This is a genomic window from Microcoleus sp. PH2017_05_CCC_O_A (genome assembly GCF_020738785.1).
Lineage (GTDB): Bacteria > Cyanobacteriota > Cyanobacteriia > Cyanobacteriales > Microcoleaceae > Microcoleus.
Genome location: NZ_JAEQCB010000039.1, coordinates 1 through 18,984, shown reverse-complemented (window position 1 = coordinate 18,984; position 18,984 = coordinate 1). Strand labels below are relative to the sequence as shown.

The window sequence follows — 18,984 nt, the reverse complement described above, 5'->3', positions numbered from 1 at the left end:
GCTATATAGCTTCACTAATTTAGATGAGGTCTGTCTGGTAATCGGGAATTGGTCGCGCTTGACTAAGCTCATTTTATAAGCGCCATATGAACTCGATTATCAGAAGGTTAGACGAGGTTTTTTTACCAGAAAGAATTGGTTGAAAGGCTCTCGCCGATCGGGAGAAATTAAAATCAGACTATTGATTACTCCAATCCTCTTCCTTCTAAATAGAGGTCGCTCTCAAACTGTCAACTATCAACTGTCAACTGTCAACTGTTGAAGGCGATAGCTGTTATATTAAAACGTTAAGGTTGGTTTTTTCGGCGAATTAAGATTAGAGTAAAATACACAAACAGAACGGGTTGTCAATATGCAATTGATTAATTATTTGACTGCTGTTTTTGGGGTGATTTGGCAGAATAGCATTTTTCACTGGGCGGCGCTAATTTTGCTGTGCGCGGCTGTTTGGGGCGAGTACACTTCTGTGAAGCAGTACCAGCGTTATGTGGGCGTCAAAAGCCGATCGACTTTTGAGGCTGTCAACTATTTGAGCTCGAAGTTAGAAAAGGGTATGTCAGGGGCGATCGATCTACAGCAACCGGAAACAGCAACAGACTCTTGGAAACTTCTCCTCGACTGGTTTAGCGAGCACTTGGCGGGCGACACAATCGCAGACGGCGAGGCTTACAGGGCTCAGGTAAAATCCGGGCGGTTTCTCTTATTTCAGTATCCGGCCATTTTAGGGCGATCGGCACCTCGGAGTCAGTGGCGGTTTGTGCCCAGCGTCTTAGTAGCCCTCGGGGTTTTAGGTACATTTTACGGCATTCAAACCGGATTGCAGGATGTTAACTTGGGTTCGCTGGAAGATACCAAACAATTGCTACCCTCGATTAGCACGTTGCTGGAGGGGATGAAAACAGCGTTTTCCACTTCTCTAATGGGTTTGGGTTCTTCTAGCGTATTTACGATCGTGTTGGCTTGGGGCGATCGCGCGCGCGTTGCTAATCAATCCAATTTGCGCGCCAAATTAGATAAAATCGCGAAATTACAAACCCCCGAACAACTGTTTTCCCGCGCCAATTCCAGCGGTGGCGATGCTGAAAGTGCGATCGAATTGGCGATCGAGACAATGAGAACCGGATTTGCTCAAATCGTCGAGGCGCAAAGCAATGTGAACTCCCAGGCGATCGGACAGCAAATCGGTTTAGCAATGACCCCAGTTTTCCACGACATTCGTCAAGAATTATCCGTACTCCAACAGATTAAAGCAGACCAAGGCGAACAGATATTAAATAACCTACTTTCAGGTCTCCGAAACGAAGTAATTGAACCCGTAGTTGGGCGATTAGATCAAAGTGCCCAATTAACTCAAGAAGCATCCGAAGCTGTCAGAGAACTGAAGAACGAATTAGGCGGAATCTCTTCTAGTTTAGCACAATCAATCCTGACAATTCAAACTTTCCAGCAAGATACATTAGTACAGTTGCAAGAATTTGCCAACAACTTGCAGCAAATTTTAGGACAGTTTCAAACCGACACCCACAGCGTTTTGCAAGAAATGGCCACCGAAATACGATCGGGAGTTGGAGAAAGCATTGAAGGGATGAAAGCGCAAAGAACAGCCTTTCAAGAAAGCGCCCAAGAAGCCGCCAACACCTTTAGAGGAATCCAAGATAACTTGCAAGAATCTCTCCACACTCAAGCCGAACAAGAAAGAGAAATGCTGCAAGGCGTAGAAACCCGGATGACAAATATTTTAAATGCCACCCACTCCGCTTTTCAAACTCAGTCTGACACGCTCAAAGTAGTAGGCGACGAAGCTTCGGGATTGATGGATAAAGCCAGAGAAAATCTGGTAGGTAGCTTGCAGAATGTTGACTCAATGCTGCAAAACACCCGCGTCACAGTCCAGGAAGAATTAGACAACTTCAGAGTAACGTATCAAGCCTCTCTCCAGCAATTTTTTACCCAACAAAACAATTTATTAGAAGGAACATTAGGCAAACAGCAAAAAGGTTTAGCACAGGTTGTACTCGGCTTGCAGAAAGTTTTTCAAGAAGAATCAGAAAAACGCAAATTGATGTCGCAGCAAGTTGACCAAAGTATGAGCCAAATTTTGACAACAGCCGCAGAAGTCAGTCAGTTTGCTAATTCTGTGGGCTTGAATTCCAGCCAGCGTTTGGCACAGTTGCAGGAATTAGCAAAGATAACCGGACAAGAAGTGCTGCGGGTAGAAAGCGTTTATGAAAAAATGGCAAATCAGTTCAATACAGAAGGAGAAAGATTGCAAACTACCTATACAAATTTGGTGAATCAATTAAATGCAGCTTTGCAAGCAGAACAAGAACAAGTGCGGCGGGTAGAAAGTGCCTATCAAAACATGACAAATCAGTTCGATCGCGCGCTGGAGTTGGGCAACAATCAATTAGTTGGCTATTTGGAAAGAACTACTTCATCGCAGCACAAGTTTTTTGAAGAAGCAGATACTTCGATGGCGAAAGTGTGCAGTGGGTTGCAAGAAAGTTCCGACGGTTTGATGCAGGTTGCTCATTATTTGGTGGCTGCTGCTGATAATTTGGGGACGAAGAAACCGTAGGGTGGGTTTTACGATAACCGAGAAACACGCAGATATAAAGGTGTTCAAAAAGATAAGGTAAGTTGTTGGGCTTCAGCCCTATACGCTAAAAGGTACGTTGTTGGGCTTCAGCCCTATACGCTAAAAGGTACGTTGTTGGGCTTCAGCCCTATACGTTTAAAGGTACGTTGTTGGGCTTCAGCCCTCTTATCTAAAAGGTACGTTGTTGGGCTTCAGCCCTATACGCTTAAAGGTACGTTGTTGGGCTTCAGCCCTCTTAACTTAGTGGCTATATAAGCTGTCAGTCATACCTCACTTTTTTGATAACCCCTATAATAAACCCGCCCTCCATAGTTGCAATCGCTTGATATTCTGCAATCAAGCATCTTTCACCATCCAAACTAACAAGCTGAGAATATGCTCGACAGGGGGCAGCGGATAGTCGGTTAGGTCGATCGTTATTATCTGTCCCTCCAGCTTCAAAAACCGCCATTGCGTGCCGCTGGTAACGCAACCGTAGACAGCCCCAAGCAGTTGCTCTTTTGCCCGATTAAATTGTTCTACAGCCAGCATTTCTGCAATGCACTGTCCCAGCCCAGATTTCAGGTCAGATTTTTTCGCCTCAACCACAACAATTGCTGGCGCTTCCACCGTCAGTTGTTCGGGAGAACGGCTAATTAGGAAATCACAAACTCCGTTAAGTCCAACACTCGGATCGACATTGAATTCTTCGCCAGAAAACACACTAATTTGACGGTTGAGAATGCGTCGCACTTCCAGCAGGACAGGATTTATAATGACTTCAGAGCGAGCCTTTTCGGTATCTACAGCGATCGCCCAAGGTACATCCTCTAAAATTGCCAATAACTTAGAACTAGGGGCGATCGGCTCAACAGAGTCCGGGAAAAATCTGCTTCCCTCAACAATCGTCAGGTGAAAATCTCGCTTCACCTTGTCAATACTAAACTGACTGTAGAGCATAATATTTTCTTGTTGTTTTATTCTAGAGTGTAATGTAAAATAGCAGAATATATCAAAAGTTCCACACCAATAATTATATGTCAAATATGACAGTAAAAAATCAAAATTAATACCTCACCAAAAAAATGAGAAATATATCAGATTTAGACAATGCACCGGAAATAGAAGAAGAGGAAGACTCCAGCGTACTGCTATCGATCGGCGATTTAATGTCCGGCTTGCTGATGTTGTTCGCCCTCCTGTTCATCACCGTGCAAATTCAACTTAGCGAAAAGGCGAAAATGCTCGATGAGAAAATCCTTCAGGTGGAAAAACTGCGGCAGGAATTGCAGCAATATCAAAAGGCTTTTGAAGGACTGCCGCAGATTATTGTCAATGCTTTAGAGGGAAAAGTTGGAGACAAAGATATTTTTACTGTTGACCCCGGAACCGGAGATGTCAGCATTCGCGATCGCATTTTGTTTGATAATAACAGTTCCGTCCTCAAACCCGAAGGTAAAAAGTTTTTGCAAGCCTTCATTCCCATCTATACCCAAGTGCTTTTTGCAAACAAACAGTTTGAAAAACAAATTTCTCGCGTTGTCATCGAAGGACATACCAGTTCCGCAGGTTCCGATTCCAAAAATCTGGAACTGAGTTTGCGTAGGGCTTTAGCTGTTTCTAATTATATGTTTTCCAATGAGGTTAATTTTCCTAAAAAAGCCGAATTGCAGCAAAAAGTATTAGTTTCTGGACGGGGAGAATTAGATGCGAATCCGACTCAAAATGCAGCGGGCGATCGCAAAGTCGTTTTCCGCTTCCAATTCCGCCGCGAAAACTTGAATGTTGACGTAAACCGCCAGTTACCATCACCCGAAAGCAAAAGCCCGAATTCTACCCCTAGATAAATGCTGCGGCTTGACGAAGAATTTCACAGGTGGTACCCGCCACGTGATTTATCCGTGGAATCAATCCCAAATCTAAAATCGAAAATCCTCTCTTCCCCCGAATTTATCCGTGGGGTTAATCTAAAATCTAAAATCTAAAATCTAAAATCGATTGACCTGCGGATTTGATATAAAATGTGTGGAATTATTAGTCCTATACGCACGGGTAGCCAAACACCCTGATGAAATCGCTCTTTCCCAATCGAACATCGAACAGCGAACATAGAAAACTGTATAACCTGTTGCTGCTATTATTTCCCGCCAGCGCATGGCTGAGCGTTTTCTTCGTTCTGCCGGTGCTAATTGTACTATTGTACAGTTTCTTAGAGCGCGGTACCTACGGCGGGATTACTTGGGTATTTACTCTCAGCAACTACCAGCGTTTGTTTAGCTGGGTTTTTTTAGGGGTAATTGGTCGATCGCTCTTTTTGGCTTTTTTGACAACCGCGGCTTGTTTGTTAGTCGGGTATCCCCTAGCATTTTTCATCGCCACCCGTCCTCCCCGCTGGCGAAATGCCTTGCTTTTGCTGATAATTATTCCATTTTGGACTAACTTTCTAGTGAGAACCTACGCCTGGATCATTCTGCTGCGGAGCGAAGGAGTAGTGAACATAGCCCTGCAAAACCTGCAAATAATTACCGAACCGTTAAACTTGCTGTTTACGCCTTTCGCTGTGGCGATCGGTCTGATTTACGGCTATTTACCTTTCATGGTTCTGCCTTTATATTCTAGCATAGAACGCTTCAATTTTTCATTAGTTGAAGCAGCTCAAGATTTAGGAGCAAATGATATTCGCACTTTTTGGCGCGTATTTTTACCGCTGACAACTCGCGGCATTGTTGCGGGTTCTATCCTCGTGTTTGTTCCCGCAGTCGGCGCTTTCATTACACCCGATATATTGGGCGGGTCGAAAACAATTATGGTGGGAAATTTGATTCAAAATCAGTTTATGAAATCCCGCGATTGGCCTTTTGGTTCGGCGCTTTCTATGCTGTTGACGGTAATAATATTAGTTCCTGTTTTAATTTACTTCCGCGTCTCCGACGAAACGGAATAAGTGGTGTGTACTGCGCGCCTTACATTTAGGTTAAGATGAGCTAATGACCAATGACTATTGACCAATGACTATTGACCAATGACTGCTGTTCGCGAGGACGCTCGCACTAATGACTATTGACTAATGACTAAAATAAAACTAGATTTATTTGTTCGGGCGATCGCCAAAAAGTGGCTTTGGGTACAAGCTGCACTAGCATTTGCCTTTCTCTACTTGCCAATTCTCATCTTAATTATTTACTCGTTTAACAGCTCCAAATTTAACGCAGTTTGGCGCGGTTTTACCCTCGATTGGTACGGCAGCTTGTTTAGCAATGCAGGCGCGACTCTTGCTACCAGCAGCAGTGCCGGAATTTTGCCAGCACTTAGCAATAGCTTGCTAATTGCAGCTATTTCGACAGCTTTAGCGACTATTTTCGGTACCATGCTCGCGCTAGCGCTTGAACGCTTTCATTTTCCGGGACGCAAAGCAGTAGAAGCTTTACTATTTTTGCCGATTATTATGCCCGAAATTACGATCGGCATTTCGCTGCTAGTTTTCTTTACCCTAGCATTTCGGATCGTAGAAAATCTCACCGGAATCCGCCTCAATCTCGGCTTACCCACAGTAATTATCGGTCACGTTGTCTTTAATATTTCATTCGTAACGATTACCGTCAGGGCGCGTTTGGCGGAACTCGATCCTCAATTAGAACAAGCAGCCTTTGACTTGGGTGCTAACGAATGGCGGACTTTTTGGCGGATTACTCTCCCTCTAATTTTGCCAGCTATTTTCAGCGCAGCACTGCTGGCTTTTACTTTGTCGCTGGACGATTTTGTCGTGACATTCTTTACCACCGGTGTCGGTTCGATGACGCTGCCGCTATTGGTTTACGGCATGATAAAATTTGCAGTGACGCCAGCAATTAATGCCATCTCAACTTTGATGTTGCTAGCTTCTTTATTGCTGGTTGTATCCTCGCTAAGAGTTAAAAGAAGTTAAAAAACTTGCTTTGTATGTCATAATTAATTTTGCCTACAACTAACAAAACCCATGAAACGCCTGCTGACTTTCTTACTTTTGTTTGTGATGAGTGCAACGGTGGTTTTCGGATGCAGCCGCACAGGCAGCAACCAGCAAGTCCTCAGCATTTACAATTATGCAACTTATATCGCTCCCGAAGCGATCGCCCAATTCGAGAAAGAGAACAATGTAAAAATTCAATACGACACTTTCGAGAACAGCGACGCACTCTACGCCAAACTCAAACAGGGAAATCCCGGTTATGATGTCATATTTCCCGCCGATTACATGGTCAGAATCATGGCAGCCGAGAATATACTTGAACCGCTAGATCCTGCAAAAATTGTTAACAAAAATAATCTCGATTCAAAATGGCTAAACCAAACATTTGACCCTGGCAATAAATATTCATTGCCCTATCAGTGGGGAACAATGGGAATTGGCTACAACATCAAAGCAACCAAGGACGAGATTAACAGTTGGGGGGCGATGTTCGATCCTAAATATACTGGAAAAATAGCATGGCAAGATGATGCCCGATACACTTTTGCAGTGGTTTTAATGTATTTAGGATTTGACCCAAATACAACTAATACCGAAGAAATTAACAAAGCCCGCGACTTGCTGATTAAAAATAAAAATATCATTGCTGCTTTTGTCCCCGACACGGGTCAAACTCTGCTCGATCAAGGAGAAGTTAATCTGACAATGGAATGGAGCGGCGATATTTTTCAGGTGATGAAAGAGAATCCAAATCTCCGCTACGCTATTCCCAAAGAAGGAACAATTGTCTTTTCTGACAACATGGCAATTCCCAAAGGTGCACCGCACAAAGAGTTAGCTGAGAAATTTATTAACTTTATTTTGCAGCCAGAAGTAGGTGCGACAATATCTAATTTTACCCACTATGGCTCGCCGAATAAAGCAGCAATAGACAAAGGTTTAATTGACCCGAAAGATTTGAAAAATCCCCAAATTTATCCACCGGCTGAAATTTTTGGTAAGATGAAATTCTTGCAGGATGTCGGGAAAGCAACCGCATTGTACGATCGAGCTTCGACGGAAGTTAAAGCAGGAGCAGGAAAGTAAGCATTGGTGTCAACTTAAGGTCAAACTTAACTGGTTCCAAGGAAGAGCATGGTAACGAGTAGAAAGCGAGTAACTAACTAACTGTAGGGTGCGTCAGGGGGAAAATTATTGAGTATCTCGTCACAATATTCAGCCCTGACGCACCCTACAATAACTACTACGATAGATAAGAATGCACGCCGTCGAAATTTTAGACATTTCCAAAGTATTTAAAAGTGCCAGCAGTCAAGATTTCTTGGCTGTAGACAATATCAACCTGCAAATTAAAGATCGCGAATTCTTTTCTTTGCTCGGCCCTTCCGGCTGCGGCAAAACTACAACTTTGCGAATGATTGCGGGTTTTGAAATGCCCACAGCGGGCGAAATTTACATTCACGGCCAACCGATGCGACATCGCCCGCCATTTCACCGCCCCGTGAATACGGTATTTCAAAATTATGCTTTATTTCCGCACATGACAGTAGCACAAAATGCTGCATTTGGCTTAGAAATGGAGAATTTGCCTCCCCAAACAATTCACGATCGCGTGGTGGCAGCTTTAGCATTAGTACAGTTAACCGATGTAGAAAAACGCTATCCCCGCCAACTCTCAGGAGGGCAGCAGCAGCGAGTAGCGTTGGCGAGGGCGTTGGTTAAAGAGCCTTCTGTTTTGCTGTTGGATGAACCCTTAGGGGCCCTGGATTTGAAGTTGCGTAAAGAGATGCAATTAGAATTAAAAAAAATGCAGCGACAATTGGGAATTACGTTTATTTATGTAACTCACGATCAGGAAGAAGCGCTCACCATGTCGGACAGAATTGCTGTGATGGAGGGAGGAAAACTGCAACAAGTCGGGACGCCTGTTGAGATTTATGAATATCCTAAAACGCGGTTTGTGGCTGATTTTATTGGGGACAGCAATTTTTTGACCGGGCGAGTAGTAGAAAAGCAACAGGGTAAAATAATCGTGTTGGTTGATCAGCAGTTGCCCGTGTTAGTTGCAACATCAGAAGATTTGCCCGCTGGGAAAGTTGTTACCCTGGTGTTGCGGCCGGAAAAAGCCACTATTTATCCGGCTAATTATGATGCTGAGCATAGCTGGCCGGGAGTAGTTGAAGAGGCGATTTATATTGGCACTGACACGCGCTATACGGTGCGCCTGACTGCTAAAAGCTCGATCGCCCTTCGCCGACAAAACTTGCACAGAGATGACTTGCAGCGGCACAAAATTGGCGACAGCGTTCGAGTCGCCGTGCCGCCGGAAAGTATCTGTATTTTATAGCGACAGGAAGAAGGAAGACACGACACAGATTTGCACACGAATGCACGTATATTCTCAGTAACAGTGCGGTGCTCTTATGGGCATAGGGCATAGGGCATAGGGCATTGGACTGGAACCCGTGTACTTCACCACTACAGGCAATAACATCTTCTACGCTGGCGATCGCAAATCCATCAAAACCTTACTAATTGGATTGCCATTCTATTTCAGAGGTGCGTTACTCGCAGGCTAAATGGAACTTCTCCCTATGGGGGAAGTTCCGATTAACAAGAGTCAAAAAATCATCCATCGAAGATGTCGATTTAGTGAATCGGAGTTGAAAGCCTCCGCGCTTTTAGCCCGAAGGTAAAAACAAGAGAAAAACTCTTGTAGTTATGCACAACAAATTCCCAAACTAGCCAACTTTTAAGGTGGGGGAATTTCCGGCGAGGGGGAAGGCACCGGAATTTCCGGAGGAGTTGTTGATTCTGGCGACGGCGCGGGAATCTCCGCAGGACTCGATTCTGGGGAGGGCGAGGGACTCTCGGCACCGGGCGAGGGACTCTCGGCACCGGGCGAGGGACTCTCGGCACCGGGCGAGGGAATATCCGCAGGAGTTGGGGCGGTAGTTTCCGGCGGTGGCGGCAGTTGTTCGGGATCGGGGTTCTGGTTTTGGAGGCTCCGCACCCACAAACCTAAGCCCGCGAAGACTAGCATCAGCACCAACAGTCCCAGCAGCGGCCCCAAACGCTTCGGCTTCTGTTTTTCAACTGGTTCCGAGGCGGAGGCCGTTTCGGGGTACAGCAACTGTTTCGACGATTCAGAAAGTTGAGATTCTGGCATCCTCCCCGTTTTTTGGAGGGATACCGAGCCTGACACCGAGGGTGACATGGGTAGCGACACCGAGGGTGACATGGGTAGCGATATCGACGGCGACGCCGACGGTGCCGACGCCGTATCGAACAGTACGACTCTCTCCGGTGACATCCGACAGTAAGTCACCACTACAGAGGTGTTGTCGTAACCATTTTTCTCGTTGGCGAGGCGAACCCAAGACTGAGCAGCGGCTTCCAAGGACATTTTGCCCTCAAGTACCTCTGGGCCGTAATTCTGCCAAGATTGCTCTACCCAGTCGTTATCGCTCAAACCGTCGGAACACAGCAGCAGCAAGCCTTCCTCTTCGACAATAAATCGTTGAATCGTCGGGCGCAGAAAATCGCCGTCCCGCGTCCCCAAAGCTTGAGTGAGGGCTCCGGCATCCGATCGCAATTGAGTCTCCCAGTATAAACTGTGTCCTAGGTGCACTTCCCTAGACGCTACATCGTCGTCCACAGTTAGCCGCTGACAGTAATTGTTGCCAATCCAATAGGCGCGGCTGTCTCCAACATTGACCAAATAAAGTTCGTGACTGTTATTCGCGGGTACATCCTGAGAAACTTTCACTTTTTGAGGCAACTGGAGGGCCATCACCAAAGTGGTTCCCATGCGCTCCCGCAACTCTTTTCCTTGCTCGTTATTTTGAGCCGAAATCACATTATTCACAACTTTCACTATTTCTTCGAGTTGTTTGATGACCATTGCTGGCGCCATCAACTCTTCTTGTTCGGCGATTTCGGCGAGCAAATTTTGGATTAAAGCTTTCAGCGATTGCACGGCTAACTGACTGGCAACTTCTCCTCCTTCGTGGCCTCCAACCCCGTCGCAAACCATTGTCAAGTAAGGAATTAGTTTGTCATTTCCGGCACTTTTTATCGATTGAAAATCAGCAGCAGTCGGATAGCAACTATCTTCATTTTGGGAGCGCTGCGGCCCGGTATCGGTGATGCCGACTACTTCTAAATGCAGGGGCAATTTAGCAGCTTGTTCTAATAGTAAATCGTTAAGTTCCAGGGCGATCGCATCTAAGTTCATGCTGCTGCGGCGCATAAACAGACAAATCTCTCCGAGTTTCGACTGTACCTCAGGCTGCGCCGAGTCCACCAAACCAGACCACACATCTCCCAAATCCTTCAGCGTCGGTACAAAATTACCTCGATGCAGTTCCACCAGACGCACCCGCCAACCTTCCACGCGCAAATTTTCCGGTACCAGCAAACTCGCAGCGACTCCTTGTTCGGAAAGCGGCGCCCACAGTTGGAGCATTTGCCACAGCCAGTAAACTTGGCGCGTGGCACTTGTCTGAGCCCAAGCTTGTAGAATAGAAGGATACAGGCTACCGAAATTATTGACCGGCACATTTTCCAACAACAGCACCTCTGTGGCTTCTGCTGCTTCCCCGAGCGAACAAAAGCCGTATACTTCGGGCGTATGCAGCCGCTGGGGATACAAATGCAGGTAAGGCATAATTCTATCCGGCAGTTGTTCGGGGACGCTAGGAGGAATAGACGGACGGCTGTCGAGCCAGATTTGGGGTGCAATGACAAAATATCGATCGGCGATTATCTTACCCGCCGGCACTTCCTCGACTGTGGGGCCCACCGCCCACAAATAGCGATAAATTAAATCGGTTTCGCAAGCTGCACACTTCTGGCTGCCAAAGCTATTGCCGGGATCGGAACAGCTCAGATTCGGGCAATAAATCGGTTCGGAGAAACTACTGATCATATCGAAATAGTTTGTGTAAAAACATTCTGAAGATATATGATTGCCACGCTCAAATTCAGGAACTTGAGAATAAACTGATTTTAGCCCCTATCAATTTCTTAACTGCCTTTGGGGCACGAGAAATTGTAGTTGCTGCCGGTGGACACCGGCTAAAATTGTAATTTAAGTTACTAAAATCTGACTTTGAGTACAATGGAAGCCTCAACCTGGTACCGCGATGTGAACAATCGCGATCGGGCTAGCAAGTCATAAAGCCTTGCAGAGTCAGTCGTTGGCAATTCTTAAATCTCAAATTTCAAATCTAAGATATTTCATAGTATCACCAATTCTTTTTATGTTCTGGACTCCCACGCTCCTTTGGTTGCTAGTTGGGGCTTTGCTCTGTTTGGCAGAGCTATTTCTCCCCACTGCTTTTGTTGCTTTTATCCTGGGACTGAGTGCCTTCGCCGTCGCTGGATGCTCTCTAGTTTTACCTTACGTTAATTTACAAATATTCCTGTGGATGGTATTTTCGACAGTTTTTGTGCTGCTGTCCCGGCGATTGATACCAAAAGGCAAGGCATGGGCGATCGCAGATTCTGACGAAGCTAAAACTTTAACAGAAATTCTCCCAGGAGAATCGGGGCGAGTGATTTATGAGGGGAATTCTTGGCAAGCTCGCTGCGAAGACACTTCTACCGCTATCCCCCCCAACCAAAACGTGATAGTCGTCGGCAGGAAAGGCACTACTCTGATAGTTTTACCAGAACATTTGCTGCATTCTTAAAAAAGATGTGGAATTGGGAATTAGAAATTGGTAGTTGGGCATAGGGCATAGGGCATTGGGCATTGGGCATTGGGCATTGGGCATTGGGAATTGGGAATTGGGAATTGGGCATTGGGCATTGGGAATTGGCACTAACAAATAACCAATAACAAATAACCAATAACAAATAACCAACAGTCAATATTTAACAGTCAAGATTTATAGGAGGCGACCGTGGAACAATTGTTTTTACTCGTATTTTTAGCACTGGGCGGCTCAGCGATCGCAGGTTCCGTCAAGATTATCAATCAGGGAAATGAAGCGCTGGTGGAAACTTTAGGAAAATACAGCGGCAAGAAACTCGAACCTGGTTTGAATTTTGTCACACCGTTTCTCGATCGCGTCGTTTACGAACAAACAATTAGGGAAAAAGTCTTAGACATTCCCCCGCAAGCTTGTATCACGCGCGATAATGTTTCTTTCACCGTGGATGCTGTAGTTTACTGGCGGATTGTGGACTTGGAAAAAGCCTGTTACAAAGTCGAAAATCTTCAGTCAGCAATGGTGAATATGGTGCTGACTCAAATTCGCGCCGAAATGGGTCAACTCGACCTCGAACAAACGTTTACAGCCCGTTCTCAAATTAATGAAATCTTGCTCAGAGATTTAGATATTGTGACCGATCCTTGGGGAGTGAAAGTAACGCGGGTGGAATTGCGCGATATTATCCCTTCTAAAACTGTACAGGAATCGATGGAATTGCAGATGGCAGCCGATCGCCGAAAACGAGCGGCAATTCTGACATCCGAGGGCGAACGCGAGTCAGCAGTTAACAGCGCCAAAGGTAAAGCCGAAGCGCAGGTTTTGGATGCGGAAGCGCGGCAAAAAGCGACTATTTTGGAGGCGGAAGCTCAACAAAAGGCGATCGTGCTGAGAGCGCAAGCAGAACGCCAAAGTCAGGTTTTGAAAGCTCAAGCTACTTCTGAGGCTTTACAAATTATCGGTAAAACTCTACAAAATGACCCCAAGTCCCGCGAAGCTTTACAGTTTTTGTTAGCTCAAAACTATCTGGATATGGGATTAAAAATTGGCAGCAGCGATAGCAGCAAGGTGATGTTTATGGATCCGCGCAGTATCCCGGCTACGATGGAAGGATTGCGATCGATTGTTGGGGAAGGTAATAGTAATGAGGTGAAAAAATAGAAAGAAAGAGACGGCGATTGAAATCGCTTCTACACAAACGATGTCCGCCTCCGCGGACTAAGAATTAATTCAACCCGCGGAGGCGGGTTTCGTCTTTATAGCAGCGATTTCAATCGCCGAGTAAGTATCTTCTTCCTTCTTCCTTCTTCCTTCTTCCTTCTTCCTTCTTCCCTAAGATTCTTGAGCGAGAGTACATCGATCGCACAATCCAAAAAATTCCAAAGTATGATAATAAATTTTGAAAGAATGAGATTGTTGTAATTGGCTTTCTAGGTGGTGTACGGGGCATTCGTCGATCGTAATAGACGCACCGCATTCGAGACAAGTAAGGTGATGTTGGTCTTGGTGGGCGGCACCGTAGAGAGATTCGCCACTAGCAAGCGTTCTGACTTGCACGAAGCCCTCCCGCTTTAAACCGTCGAGGGAGCGGTAAACTGTTGCTAAGCCCATGCTGTGGTCGCTGTTACGCAGTTCTAGGTAGATATCTTGCGCTGAGAGCGATCGATTCAAGTGCTTGAGCAAGTGTAAAATACGCTCCTGACTGCGGGTGCGGTTGGTTCTCATAATTTTTTTGTCTAATCGGCTGGAATCAAATCTATCGCTGTTTCTAGGCTAGCTTAATTCGGGGCAGCAAAGGGCGATCGGCTTCCCGCCCGCGTTGTAGAATGAGGTGGCCGTAAATTTCGCATCACCTACACATTGCTGTGACTCAAAAATATTTTGCCCAAATCTATGTTACCCTCCGCCCTTCGGTTTTAGACCCGGCCGGTACTGCCGTACAGTCTGGTTTGCAACACATGGGATACGACAATGTTGAGCGCGTGCGGATCGGGAAGTACGTTGAATTGACGCTGACTGCTGCGGATGAGTCGGAGGCGCGCGAACAACTCGATCGCGTTTGCGACCAACTTTTGGCCAATCCAGTGATTGAAAACTATCGCGTTGAGTTGACTGAAATTCCTGTTGCTGTCGAGACAGCAGGGGTATAAAAATGAAATTTGGAGTTATTGTTTTTCCGGGTTCAAATTGCGATCGCGATGTGGTGTGGGTAACTCAAGGGTTGCTGCACCAACCGACGCGGATGATTTGGCACGAAGATACCGATATTTCGGATATTGACATCATTGTAGTTCCCGGTGGTTTCAGTTACGGAGATTATTTGCGGTGTGGCGCGATCGCCCGTTTTTCTCCGGCGATGCAGGCTACGGCGGAACACGCGAAACAAGGAAAGCTTGTACTCGGCATCTGCAACGGTTTTCAGGTGTTGACTGAAGCTGGTTTGCTCCCCGGCGCTCTGGTGCGGAATGCGGGATTGCATTTTATTTGCGATCGCGCTTCCTTGAAAGTCGAACGCGGTAATACGCCGTGGACTTCGGCTTATACTTCGGGTGAAATCATCGATTTGCCGATCGCCCACGGGGAGGGCAATTATTATGCTGATGCGGATACTTTGGCAGAGTTAGAAGAACACGATCAAGTGTTGTTTCGCTACTGTACAAGTACCGGAGAAATTAGCGCTGCTGGTAATCCGAATGGTTCGTTAAATAATATTGCGGGCATTTGTAATCGCCAGGGCAATGTGTTAGGAATGATGCCACATCCTGAGAGGGCATCCGATCCAATGTTGGGCGAAACTGATGGAGTAAAATTGTTTCAAGGGTTGCTGATGGCAACAGTTGCTGCTGTTTTATAGTTGATATTTGCAATATTCTTGTAGGGGCGGGTTCACCGATCGTAATCGCCCCAACTCGACTATCTCAAAAACCCGCCCCAACCCAACGAACAATCATCACCAACATTTAAAATTCAATGCAAATTTGAGGTTAATTTGGGTTATTGGTGGGGTGCGGGCGGGTTTATTTAGATTGTTTGTTGTCGTTAGATATTGTTGGCGAACCCGCACCTACAAGATTTTATGTTCTATAATAACAAATCAATGGGATTTGATATTCTTCATAAATATTTTTTATGTCCTTAGTTAATTTAGCCAACACCAAAGCTCGGCTACTCGGCTGTAGCGCCGTATACCTCGTCGGCCAGTCTCTCTCCACCGCCCTCAGCACCTCCGGCCCCGCAGCAACTATGGCAGCAGGTATACTCGGCGGCCCGACAGGAGTGTTGGCGGCTAGTGTTTTAGCAACTATTGTTACTGGTGTTGTCGGTAATATCACGGCGGGCGAATGCGGTAACAAGTTGGCGCAGCGAATCGGAAAAAATGCGGATATTCTTAAAAATGGCGATTTGACTGCGGCGGCTGGAGAAGCTATCAGCCGTCTGCTTCAAAAGAGTATTCCTGAATCTGAGGAATTTAAGGTGATTGCTGAACGAAATCATCTGCGTCATGCTAAGGCTGATTTTCAACACTTAGCTAAGAAAACAGTCGCTTACTGGGAGACAATTGATGCCCAAACCGATGGTAATACAACTCCTTTGAATTTTTCTGATTCGCAACTTGCCAAGATTTTTTCACCGGATCTCAATCAATTTGTGGAAGTTACGGGATTGTCGGTGCAAGATTGGCAAGATTTTTTGACGGTTTTTGCGGCGAAGGAAAACAAAACTTTGCATCCTGAATTGATTGGATATGCGGCGGCGCAACTGCACCAGTTTTTCCCGAAGGCGTTTTGCGAAGTGCTGAAACAAGATGCGGAGACTGGCGGCAGACAATTTGCGGGAATGCAGTTGATTTTGCATCGGGAAGCTTTGGCCCAATTACAAAGTTTGGGGCTGCAAAATGGCGAAATTTTGCAAAAATTGCAGGCTTTGGCGACGCGGGAGCAAATTTGCCAAGTGATGGCGAAATTGGAAGTTATCGAAACTGTCCGGGATGAGTTGGCAGAAGTTCGGGCATTGTTGGAAAGATATATCGATCCTGCTGCGCCGAGTTTGCCGATTCCGGTTAAGTCAGAGACGATTATTCAGGACAGAATTAAAGACTTTACCGGTCGAAAATTTGTGTTTCAAGCAATTAATGAGTTTCTGAAGACAAAGCAAAAAGGCTATTTTGTTTTGGAGGCGGAACCGGGTGTTGGGAAAAGCGCGATTATGGCCGCCTGTGTGGTGATGTTGAAGCGCCGCTGCATTACTCATTTCAACTCGCAACCGGACGGGATTGTTAGCGCTGAAACTTTTCTGAAAAATGCTTGCACTCAGTTGATTGAAGGTTTTGGTCTTAAAGATAAATATCCGCGACTGCCGGAAAATGCCCTGAAAAGCAACATTTTTCTATGCGATTTGCTGAAGGAAGTTAGTGCTAAGTCTAGCAGGGAGAAAAAAATAATTTTTGTGGTGGATGCCCTGGATGAAGTTGATTGGAAGGCTCAAACTAACAACAGTAATGTTTCGTATTTGCCTAACGATTTGCCGGACAATGTTTATTTTATTGTTTCCAAACGACCGGAATTTCTGCCAATGCCGGCAGCTAACAAGACAGTTTTTGATTTGATGAAGTACGATGCAGAAAGTCTCGAAGATGTTAAGGCTTATCTGGCAAAGCGCACGGAGAAAAGCGAGTTAATTCAGGATTGGATTAAGGGTCGAAATTTGCAGCGGGAACAGTTTGTGACGGCGGTAGCCCAAAAAAGCGAAAAGAAATTTATCTATCTCCGCTATGTACTTGATGAGATTGAAGGCGGCACGTACAAGGATGTGAATTTAAATGATTTGCCAGCGGGTTTGCAGGAATATTATCAAAAACACTGGGGACTGATGATGGGACGGGATGACGATCCTCTGCTGGAGATGAAGGTGAGGATTATCTATTTCCTGTCGCAAGCAGAGGAAGCAGTTTCTTGTCGTTGGTTGGCTATATCTGCCCGCGAGCAAAATGTTACGAAAGTACAGCAGGTACTCGGAAAATGGGATTCGTTTTTGCGAAAGGAGAAGGTAGGGAAGGAAACTCGATACACTATCTATCACAATAGTTTTCGGCAGTTTCTGGAAGCGGATGAAACTGTGCAGTCGGCGGGAATAACACTGGATGATATTAACGATGACATTAGCGATAATGCTACAGGAGGAGCGCCGCTATGAGCGATTTAGGTGTGTGGTTGGCGCAGAAGTGTCAGGAAGATCGAGATTTGCTGTTGAAATATCAACCGAAGAGATTTGGGAAACGGGGGAAGGTTGACCGTTATTGCGCTTGGTTGACTGATTTCGGTTTTATTGAGATGAAACTGGATTTTTTGGGGGTGCAAGCGCTAATTAATGATTACGATTTAGCGAGAATTTCTGATGTGTTGTTGTCGCCGGAGCAAACTCAAACGCTGAAATTGATTCAAGGGGCAATTCGCAAGTCGGCGCACGTTTTGGAAAGGGATAAAACGCAACTTGTAGGACAGTTGTTGGGGAGGTTGCTGGATTTTGAAATGCCTGAGATTCAAAGGTTGTTGGAACAGGCAAAGCAGTCGAAAGAGAGTGTTTGGTTGCGGCCTTTGAAGGGTAATTTAGAACGACCGGGTGAAGGCTGTTTGAGAACACTCACGGGTCATACCGATGATGTAAATGCAGTGGCGATCGCACCAGACGGCAAAACAGCGATTTCCGCTTCATCGGATGGCACCCTAAAAGTTTGGGACATCCAGAGCGGCATCTGCCTCAGAACTCTCAGTGGTCATACTGGTTATGTAACAGCAGTAGCGATCGCATCAGATGATAAAACAGCGATTTCCGCATCTACTGATGAAACCCTGAAAATCTGGGACATCAAGAGTGGCACCGAACTTTTAAGCCTCACCGATCATACTAGCCGGGTAACCGATCATACTAGGTGGGTAGATGCAGTGGCGATCGCACCAGATGGCAAAACCTGGATTTCCGCATTTGCTGATAAAACCCTGAAAATCTGGGACATCGACAGTGGCGCGGAACGATTAACCATCACTGATGATCAGCCAAGGTCAGGGCTAGCTCCGAGGATTGAAGCAGTGGCGATCGCACCCGACGGCAAAACCGCGATTTCCGCATCATTAAATAACACCCTGAAAATCTGGGACACAGACAGTGGGACCGAAGTTAGAACCCTCACCGGTCATACTAGGTTTGTAACAAAAGTGGCGATCGCAGCCGACGGCCTCACGGCGATTTCCGCATCAAAGGATAAAACCCTGAAAATATGGGACACCCAGACAGGCACCGAACTTAGAACCCTCACTGGTCATACTAGCTTGGTAACAAAAGTGGCGATCGCAGCCGACGGCAAAACCGCGATTTCTGCTTCATGGGATAAAACCCTGAAAATCTGGGACATCGACAGTGGCACCGAACTTAAAACCTTCACCGGTCATACTGACTCGGTAAATGCAGTGGCGATCGCACCCGACGGCAAAACCGCTATTTCCGCATCAAAGGATAACACCCTGAAAATCTGGGACATCGACAGTGGCACCGAAGTTAGAAGCCTTACGGATCTTACTAACTCGGTAAGAGCAGTGGCGATCGCACCAGACGGCCTCACGGCGATTTCCGCTTCAGACGATAAAACCCTGAAAATCTGGGACACCCAGAGTGGCACCGAACTCTTAACCCTCACCGGTCATACTAGCTATGTAACAGCAGTGGCGATCGCACGAGACGGCCTC

At 46.1% G+C, this 18,984-nt stretch carries 15 protein-coding genes; 12 read left to right on the top strand and 3 right to left on the bottom strand.

Features of this window, described 5'->3' with window-relative positions:
- Window positions 1-352: 352 nt before the first annotated feature.
- A complete protein-coding gene (locus tag JGK20_RS11165; RefSeq protein ID WP_293207191.1) occupies window positions 353-2,578 on the top strand; it encodes a hypothetical protein in 2,226 nt (741 codons plus the stop codon).
- A 357-nt stretch (window positions 2,579-2,935) separates the two neighbouring features.
- Here the strand turns inward: JGK20_RS11165 and JGK20_RS11160 are convergent, their stop codons facing one another.
- Window positions 2,936-3,538 carry a hypothetical protein gene (locus JGK20_RS11160; protein WP_293178300.1) on the bottom strand — a complete coding sequence of 201 codons (603 nt, stop codon included), beginning with the start codon at window positions 3,536-3,538 and terminating at the stop codon, window positions 2,936-2,938.
- A gap of 125 nt (window positions 3,539-3,663) precedes the next feature.
- On the opposite strand from JGK20_RS11160, the gene JGK20_RS11155 reads away from it, so the two are divergent.
- The 5 genes from JGK20_RS11155 to JGK20_RS11135 all read left to right on the top strand — a co-directional run bounded on the left by JGK20_RS11155 (window position 3,664) and on the right by JGK20_RS11135 (window position 8,874).
- Window positions 3,664-4,425, top strand: coding sequence for an OmpA family protein (locus tag JGK20_RS11155; RefSeq protein WP_293178297.1), 762 nt, complete (start codon window positions 3,664-3,666; stop codon window positions 4,423-4,425).
- A 221-nt stretch (window positions 4,426-4,646) separates the two neighbouring features.
- Window positions 4,647-5,522 carry an ABC transporter permease gene (locus JGK20_RS11150; protein ID WP_293178294.1) on the top strand — a complete coding sequence of 292 codons (876 nt, stop codon included), beginning with the start codon at window positions 4,647-4,649 and terminating at the stop codon, window positions 5,520-5,522.
- A gap of 123 nt (window positions 5,523-5,645) precedes the next feature.
- Window positions 5,646-6,503 (top strand): ABC transporter permease, encoded by an 858-nt coding sequence (locus tag JGK20_RS11145; RefSeq protein ID WP_293178291.1) that lies wholly within the window; start codon window positions 5,646-5,648, stop codon window positions 6,501-6,503.
- Window positions 6,504-6,554: 51 nt separating this feature from the next.
- Entirely contained in the window at window positions 6,555-7,613 is a 1,059-nt protein-coding gene (locus JGK20_RS11140) for a spermidine/putrescine ABC transporter substrate-binding protein (protein ID WP_293230454.1), read from the top strand.
- Between the two features lie 172 nt (window positions 7,614-7,785).
- Window positions 7,786-8,874 carry an ABC transporter ATP-binding protein gene (locus JGK20_RS11135; RefSeq protein WP_293178285.1) on the top strand — a complete coding sequence of 363 codons (1,089 nt, stop codon included), beginning with the start codon at window positions 7,786-7,788 and terminating at the stop codon, window positions 8,872-8,874.
- Between the two features lie 405 nt (window positions 8,875-9,279).
- Here JGK20_RS11135 and JGK20_RS11130 read toward each other — a convergent pair whose 3' ends face one another.
- Window positions 9,280-11,457 (bottom strand): protein phosphatase 2C domain-containing protein, encoded by a 2,178-nt coding sequence (locus JGK20_RS11130; RefSeq protein ID WP_293178282.1) that lies wholly within the window; start codon window positions 11,455-11,457, stop codon window positions 9,280-9,282.
- Window positions 11,458-11,791: 334 nt separating this feature from the next.
- On the opposite strand from JGK20_RS11130, the gene JGK20_RS11125 reads away from it, so the two are divergent.
- Together JGK20_RS11125 and JGK20_RS11120 are read left to right on the top strand one after the other, a co-directional pair.
- Window positions 11,792-12,223 carry an NfeD family protein gene (locus JGK20_RS11125; protein ID WP_293178279.1) on the top strand — a complete coding sequence of 144 codons (432 nt, stop codon included), beginning with the start codon at window positions 11,792-11,794 and terminating at the stop codon, window positions 12,221-12,223.
- 213 nt (window positions 12,224-12,436) lie between these two features.
- Window positions 12,437-13,405, top strand: coding sequence for an SPFH domain-containing protein (locus JGK20_RS11120; RefSeq protein ID WP_293178273.1), 969 nt, complete (start codon window positions 12,437-12,439; stop codon window positions 13,403-13,405).
- Window positions 13,406-13,576: 171 nt separating this feature from the next.
- Here the strand turns inward: JGK20_RS11120 and JGK20_RS11115 are convergent, their stop codons facing one another.
- Window positions 13,577-13,969 carry a Fur family transcriptional regulator gene (locus JGK20_RS11115; protein ID WP_293143880.1) on the bottom strand — a complete coding sequence of 131 codons (393 nt, stop codon included), beginning with the start codon at window positions 13,967-13,969 and terminating at the stop codon, window positions 13,577-13,579.
- A 140-nt stretch (window positions 13,970-14,109) separates the two neighbouring features.
- On the opposite strand from JGK20_RS11115, the gene purS reads away from it, so the two are divergent.
- The 4 genes from purS to JGK20_RS11095 form a co-directional block, all read left to right on the top strand.
- Window positions 14,110-14,394, top strand: a complete 285-nt coding sequence (gene purS, locus JGK20_RS11110; protein WP_293178270.1) for a phosphoribosylformylglycinamidine synthase subunit PurS — start codon at window positions 14,110-14,112, stop codon at window positions 14,392-14,394.
- Between the two features lie 2 nt (window positions 14,395-14,396).
- Window positions 14,397-15,098, top strand: coding sequence for a phosphoribosylformylglycinamidine synthase subunit PurQ (gene purQ / locus JGK20_RS11105; protein ID WP_293178265.1), 702 nt, complete (start codon window positions 14,397-14,399; stop codon window positions 15,096-15,098).
- Window positions 15,099-15,373: 275 nt separating this feature from the next.
- On the top strand, window positions 15,374-17,437 hold the full coding sequence (locus JGK20_RS11100; protein WP_293230451.1) for an ATP-binding protein: 2,064 nt from the start codon (window positions 15,374-15,376) through the stop codon (window positions 17,435-17,437).
- On the top strand, window positions 17,434-18,984 hold a 1,551-nt coding region (locus tag JGK20_RS11095; protein WP_293230448.1), incomplete at its 3' end, for a WD40 repeat domain-containing protein. The genes JGK20_RS11100 and JGK20_RS11095, both read left to right, overlap by 4 nt.

Bases quoted from the DNA above. Each gene is read 5' to 3' on its own strand.
- JGK20_RS11140 (WP_293230454.1), top strand. From the start codon at position 6,555: ATGAAACGCCTGCTGACTTTCTTACTTTTGTTTGTGATGAGTGCAACG.
- JGK20_RS11165 (WP_293207191.1), top strand. From the start codon at position 353: ATGCAATTGATTAATTATTTGACTGCTGTTTTTGGGGTGATTTGGCAG.
- JGK20_RS11115 (WP_293143880.1), bottom strand. From the start codon at position 13,969: ATGAGAACCAACCGCACCCGCAGTCAGGAGCGTATTTTACACTTGCTC.
- JGK20_RS11160 (WP_293178300.1), bottom strand. From the start codon at position 3,538: ATGCTCTACAGTCAGTTTAGTATTGACAAGGTGAAGCGAGATTTTCAC.
- JGK20_RS11145 (WP_293178291.1), top strand. From the start codon at position 5,646: ATGACTAAAATAAAACTAGATTTATTTGTTCGGGCGATCGCCAAAAAG.
- JGK20_RS11150 (WP_293178294.1), top strand. From the start codon at position 4,647: ATGAAATCGCTCTTTCCCAATCGAACATCGAACAGCGAACATAGAAAA.
- JGK20_RS11135 (WP_293178285.1), top strand. From the start codon at position 7,786: ATGCACGCCGTCGAAATTTTAGACATTTCCAAAGTATTTAAAAGTGCC.
- JGK20_RS11155 (WP_293178297.1), top strand. From the start codon at position 3,664: ATGAGAAATATATCAGATTTAGACAATGCACCGGAAATAGAAGAAGAG.
- purQ (WP_293178265.1), top strand. From the start codon at position 14,397: ATGAAATTTGGAGTTATTGTTTTTCCGGGTTCAAATTGCGATCGCGAT.
- JGK20_RS11125 (WP_293178279.1), top strand. From the start codon at position 11,792: ATGTTCTGGACTCCCACGCTCCTTTGGTTGCTAGTTGGGGCTTTGCTC.
- JGK20_RS11130 (WP_293178282.1), bottom strand. From the start codon at position 11,457: ATGATCAGTAGTTTCTCCGAACCGATTTATTGCCCGAATCTGAGCTGT.
- JGK20_RS11100 (WP_293230451.1), top strand. From the start codon at position 15,374: ATGTCCTTAGTTAATTTAGCCAACACCAAAGCTCGGCTACTCGGCTGT.